The sequence below is a fragment of the Cellulomonas sp. A375-1 genome (genome assembly GCF_001040865.1).
Taxonomy (GTDB): domain Bacteria; phylum Actinomycetota; class Actinomycetes; order Actinomycetales; family Cellulomonadaceae; genus Cellulomonas; species Cellulomonas gelida.
Genome location: NZ_LFKW01000097.1, coordinates 1 through 5,102 on the forward strand (window position 1 = coordinate 1; position 5,102 = coordinate 5,102).

Consider the following 5,102-nt stretch of genomic DNA (forward strand, 5'->3'; position numbering starts at 1 on the left):
CCCCGCGCAGGCCCGGCCCCGCCGCCGTCGCGTGACCTCGAGCGCGGGTTCGCCCGAGGAGATCTCGCAGGCCGCGCGTCAGGCGCTGCTCGACGCCGAGCGCGCGCAGGACGAGGCGTCTGCCGCGCCCGAGGCGACCGACGAGCCGCGCCAGGACGAGACCGCGGAGCAGACCGAGGAGCGGCCGAGCCGCCGGCGTGGCCGCCGCGGCCGTGGTGGCGCGGCGCGCTCCGGCGAGGCGCCCGTGGGCGACGAGCCGAAGGACGACGAGGTCGAGCCCGTTCTCGACGGGGGCGCGCCGGCCGACGAGTCGCCGGAGTCTGCCGAGGCCGACGAGCTGGTGGACGACCAGGACGACGACCAGCAGGACGAGGCCGACGGCCAGCCGGCGCAGCGTCGTCGTCGCCGCCGGGGTGGTCGTGGCCGTCGTCGGCCCGACGCGTCCGAGCGTGACGAGGACGGCGAGGCCCCCGCGACCGACGAGTCCGAGGAGCCCTCCGAGGCCGCAGACGAGCAGGACGCCGAGGACGACCAGGAGGACGGTGGCTCGAGCCGTCGCCGTCGTCGCCGCCGCCGGGGCTCGCGTGCGGGGGAGACCTCGTCGGAGCCCGCCGAGTCGCGTCGTCGGGGCAGCGACGAGGTCACCGCGCTGCGCGGCTCGACCCGGCTCGAGGCCAAGCGTCAGCGCCGTCGCGAGGGGCGTGACGCCGGTCGGCGCCGCCAGATCATCACCGAGTCGGAGTTCCTGGCTCGCCGGGAGTCGGTCGAGCGCTCGATGATCGTGCGCGAGCTGCACAACCGCATGCAGATCGCGGTGCTCGAGGACGGCGTGCTCGTCGAGCACTACGTCTCGAACCAGCAGCAGGCCTCGATGGTCGGCAACGTCTACCTGGGCCGCGTGCAGAACGTGCTGCCGAGCATGGAGGCGGCGTTCGTCGACGTCGGCAAGGGCCGCAACGCGGTCCTCTACGCGGGCGAGGTCAACTGGGACGCGGCCGGCCTCGAGGGGCAGCCGCGGCGCATCGAGCAGGCGCTCAAGTCGGGCGACTCCGTGCTCGTGCAGGTCACCAAGGACCCGATCGGGCACAAGGGCGCGCGTCTCACGTCGCAGGTGACCCTCGCCGGTCGCTACCTCGTGTACGTGCCGGGCGGCGGCATGACCGGCATCAGCCGCAAGCTGCCCGACACCGAGCGCAACCGCCTCAAGAAGATCCTGCGCGAGGTCGTCCCGGACTCGGCGGGCGTGATCGTGCGCACCGCGGCCGAGGGCGCGAGCGAGGACGAGCTGCGTGCGGACATCGCCCGCCTGCAGTCGCAGTGGGAGGCCATCGAGGCCAAGTCGAAGACCGCGTCCGCGCCGGCGCTGCTCCAGGGTGAGCCCGACATGGCGATCCGTGTGGTCCGTGACATCTTCAACGACGACTTCTCGTCGCTCGTGGTGCAGGGCGACGAGGCGTGGTCGACGATCTCGTCGTACATCGACGAGCTCGCGCCGGACCTCGCGCGCAAGGTCTCGAAGTACACCGGCACGGGCGACGTGTTCGCCGCGCACCGGATCGACGAGCAGCTCGTCAAGGGCATGGACCGCAAGGTCTGGCTGCCGTCGGGCGGCTCGCTCGTCATCGACCGCACCGAGGCGATGACGGTCGTCGACGTCAACACCGGCAAGTTCACGGGTTCGGGCGGCACGCTCGAGGAGACCGTGACGCGCAACAACCTCGAGGCGGCCGAGGAGATCGTGCGCCAGCTGAGGCTGCGCGACATCGGCGGCATCATCGTCATCGACTTCATCGACATGGTGCTCGAGTCGAACCGTGACCTGGTCCTGCGGCGTCTGGTCGAGTGCCTCGGGCGCGACCGGACCAAGCACCAGGTCGCCGAGGTGACCTCGCTCGGCCTGGTCCAGATGACGCGCAAGCGCGTCGGCCAGGGCCTGGTCGAGGCGTTCTCGGAGACGTGCGAGCACTGCCACGGCCGTGGGTTCATCGTGCACAGCGACCCGGTCGAGAAGAACGCGCGCCCGGACTCCGGTGCTCCGCAGCAGCCTGCGCCGTCGGCCGACGAGCCGAAGCGCTCGCGTCGCAAGCGCGGTGCGAAGGAGCCCGCACCCGCCGCGCACGCCCCGGTCCCCGTGCTGCCGCAGGAGCGTGCGGCGGTCACGGCCACGCTCGCGACGATCGCGGCCGCGGCCGCGCACGCTCACGAGCTGCACGACCAGCACCCGGCGGACGAGCAGCCCGATGACGTGCGCCCGCAGGACGGGCCCGTTGTCGAGCACGGCACGCCGGAGCCGGACGCCGGCGCCACGGACGTCCAGGCGGCCGACGACGAGCACACTGTCGCGGAACCCGCAGGCGCCCAGCCGGTCGACACGGGAGCGGCGGGCGCCGGGCACACGCAGCCGACGCTCGACGTGCTCGCTGAGCTCGCGACGCTGCGTGGCACGGGCGCGCAGGAGGAGCACCTCGAGCTCACGCCTGTGGACCCGTCGGTGTTCGTGACGTTCGACTCCGACGAGTCGGAGCAGGACGCCGAGGACTGATGGCAGGGAGGGGCGTACCTCACGTCGGTCAGGTTTGACCGTGCGGCGTGGGGTCCGTACCCTAGAACACCGGCGCGTCTACGCGCGCTAGTCATGTGTGCCGCCATCAAGGCGCCGACGCGACACCCCCACGGCACCGGTCCTCACCGGACGTAGAGGGACGTGCGCGGGCGCAGGCGCAGGCGGGCACCGGCGAACTTTGGACCGAGCAGTTCGACGAGCAGAGATGAGCAGCAACGTGGTGTACGCGATCGTGAAGGCCGGCGGCCGCCAGGAGAAGGTCGCCGTGGGCGACATCGTCGTCGTCGACCGTCTCGCCGCCCAGGCGGGTTCGACCGTCGAGCTGCCGGCGCTGCTGCTCGTGGACGGCGAGAAGGTGACGACCGACGCGGGTGCGCTCGCCAAGGTCAAGGTCACGGCGGAGGTCGTCCGGGACGAGAAGGGCCCGAAGATCGACATCCTCAAGTACAAGAACAAGACCGGCTACCGCAAGCGTCAGGGTCACCGCCAGGCGCTGACCCGCCTCAAGGTCACCGGCATCAAGTGATCTCGCGCCGCGGCACGCCGCGGCTGCAGCGACAAAGTCTGAGCAACCCGAGAGCAGGTTCGTCATGGCACACAAGAAGGGCGCGAGCTCCTCGCGCAACGGTCGCGACTCGAACGCCCAGCGCCTGGGCGTGAAGCGCTTCGGTGGCCAGGTCGTCAAGGCCGGCGAGATCCTCGTCCGCCAGCGCGGCACGCACTTCCACCCCGGCAACAACGTCGGTCGCGGTGGCGACGACACGCTGTTCGCGCTGGCCGCCGGTGCGGTCCAGTTCGGCACGCGCCGTGGCCGCAAGGTCATCGACATCGTGGCCGCCGAGGTCTGAGTCTTTCGCTGACGCGTTCAGCGACGCGAAGGGGCGCACCGCACTCGGTGCGCCCCTTCGTCATGTTGTCGGTCGTCGCGGCCCGCCGCGGGGGCATGATCGACACGAGTAGTCCACTGCTCCCGACACCCCAGGAGGTCCACCATGGCGACGTTCGTCGACCGCGTGGTGCTGCACGCGACCGGTGGTGACGGTGGGCACGGCTGCGCGTCCATCCACCGCGAGAAGTTCAAGCCGCTCGCCGGCCCCGACGGGGGCAACGGCGGCAACGGCGGGTCGGTGATCCTCGCGGTCGACCCGCAGATCACCACGCTGCTCGAGTTCCACCACCTGCCGCACCGCCACGCGCCCTCGGGCACGCAGGGGATGGGCGACCACCGCGCGGGCTCCACGGGCGAGGACCTGGTCCTCGGCGTGCCGGACGGCACGGTCGTGAAGTCGCCCGACGGCGAGGTCCTCGCCGACCTCGTCGGCGTCGGCGCGCAGTACGTGGTGGCGGCGGGCGGCCGCGGTGGGCTCGGGAACGCCGCGTTGGCCTCGCCGCGTCGCAAGGCGCCCGGCTTCGCGCTGCTCGGCGAGCCGGGTTCGAGCGCGGACGTCGTCCTCGAGCTCAAGACGATCGCCGACGTCGCACTGGTGGGCTACCCCAGCGCGGGCAAGTCCAGCCTGGTCGCCGCGATCTCCGCGGCGCGGCCCAAGATCGCCGACTACCCGTTCACCACGCTAGTGCCCAACCTGGGCGTGGTGCAGGCGGGCGACGCGCGCTACACCGTCGCCGACGTGCCGGGTCTCATCCCGGGCGCCTCCGAGGGGCGCGGGCTCGGCCTGGAGTTCCTGCGCCACGTCGAGCGGTGCGCGGTGCTCGTGCACGTGCTCGACTGCGCGACGCTCGAGCCTGGCCGTGACCCGATCTCCGACCTCGACGTGATCGAGGCGGAGCTTGCGGCGTACGCGGGGGACCTGTCGATCGAGGGTGGCCGCGTTCCGCTGACTGAGCGCCCGCGCGTCGTCGTCCTCAACAAGATCGACGTGCCCGAGGCACGCGAGCTCGCCGAGCTCGTCCGCCCCGAGCTCGAGGCGCGTGGGCTGCGCGTGTTCGAGGTCTCGACCGCGAGCCACGAGGGCCTCCGGCCGCTGACGTTCGCGCTCGCCGAGATGGTCGCGAAGGCTCGTCGGGACGCGCCCGCGCCCGAGGCGACGCGCGTCGTCCTGCGGCCGCGCGCGGTCGACGACGCGGGGTTCACCGTGAAGCGTCGCGAGGAGGGCGGCTCGGTGTGGTTCCACGTCCGCGGCGAGAAGCCCGAGCGCTGGGTGCGCCAGACGGACTTCAACAACGACGAGGCCGTGGGCTACCTGGCCGACCGCCTCGCCCGGCTGGGGGTCGAGGAGCGTCTGTACGCGGCGGGTGCCGTCGCGGGTGACGAGGTACGGATCGGTCCCGACTCCAACTCCGTGGTGTTCGACTGGGAGCCGACGCTCATCACGGGCGCCGAGCTGCTCGGCCGCCGCGGTACCGACGCCCGCCTCGACGACCACTCGCGGCCGACCCGCGGCGAGAAGCGCACCGAGTTCAAGGAGCGCATGGACGCCAAGGCGGCGGCGCGCGCCGAGCTGTGGACCGAGCGGCAGCACGGCGTCTGGACGGACCCGGACAAGGACTGAGCAGGACGAACCCGGCGCCGGATCGCGGA

At 72.5% G+C, this 5,102-nt stretch carries 4 protein-coding genes; all 4 read left to right on the top strand.

Annotated elements, in window-relative coordinates:
- On the top strand, positions 1–2,542 hold a 2,542-nt coding region (locus CWIS_RS10330; RefSeq protein WP_048343213.1), incomplete at its 5' end, for a ribonuclease E/G.
- A gap of 238 nt (positions 2,543–2,780) precedes the next feature.
- Positions 2,781–3,089, top strand: a complete 309-nt coding sequence (gene rplU, locus CWIS_RS10335; RefSeq protein ID WP_174773416.1) for a 50S ribosomal protein L21 — start codon at positions 2,781–2,783, stop codon at positions 3,087–3,089.
- Between the two features lie 64 nt (positions 3,090–3,153).
- Entirely contained in the window at positions 3,154–3,411 is a 258-nt protein-coding gene (gene rpmA / locus CWIS_RS10340; RefSeq protein ID WP_048343210.1) for a 50S ribosomal protein L27, read from the top strand.
- Positions 3,412–3,555: 144 nt separating this feature from the next.
- Entirely contained in the window at positions 3,556–5,073 is a 1,518-nt protein-coding gene (gene obgE / locus CWIS_RS10345) for a GTPase ObgE (RefSeq protein WP_048343211.1), read from the top strand.
- Positions 5,074–5,102 lie beyond the last annotated feature (29 nt).

Excerpts from the sequence above, each read along its gene's own strand:
- rpmA (WP_048343210.1), top strand. The coding sequence starts at position 3,154 with ATGGCACACAAGAAGGGCGCGAGCTCCTCGCGCAACGGTCGCGACTCG.
- obgE (WP_048343211.1), top strand. The coding sequence starts at position 3,556 with ATGGCGACGTTCGTCGACCGCGTGGTGCTGCACGCGACCGGTGGTGAC.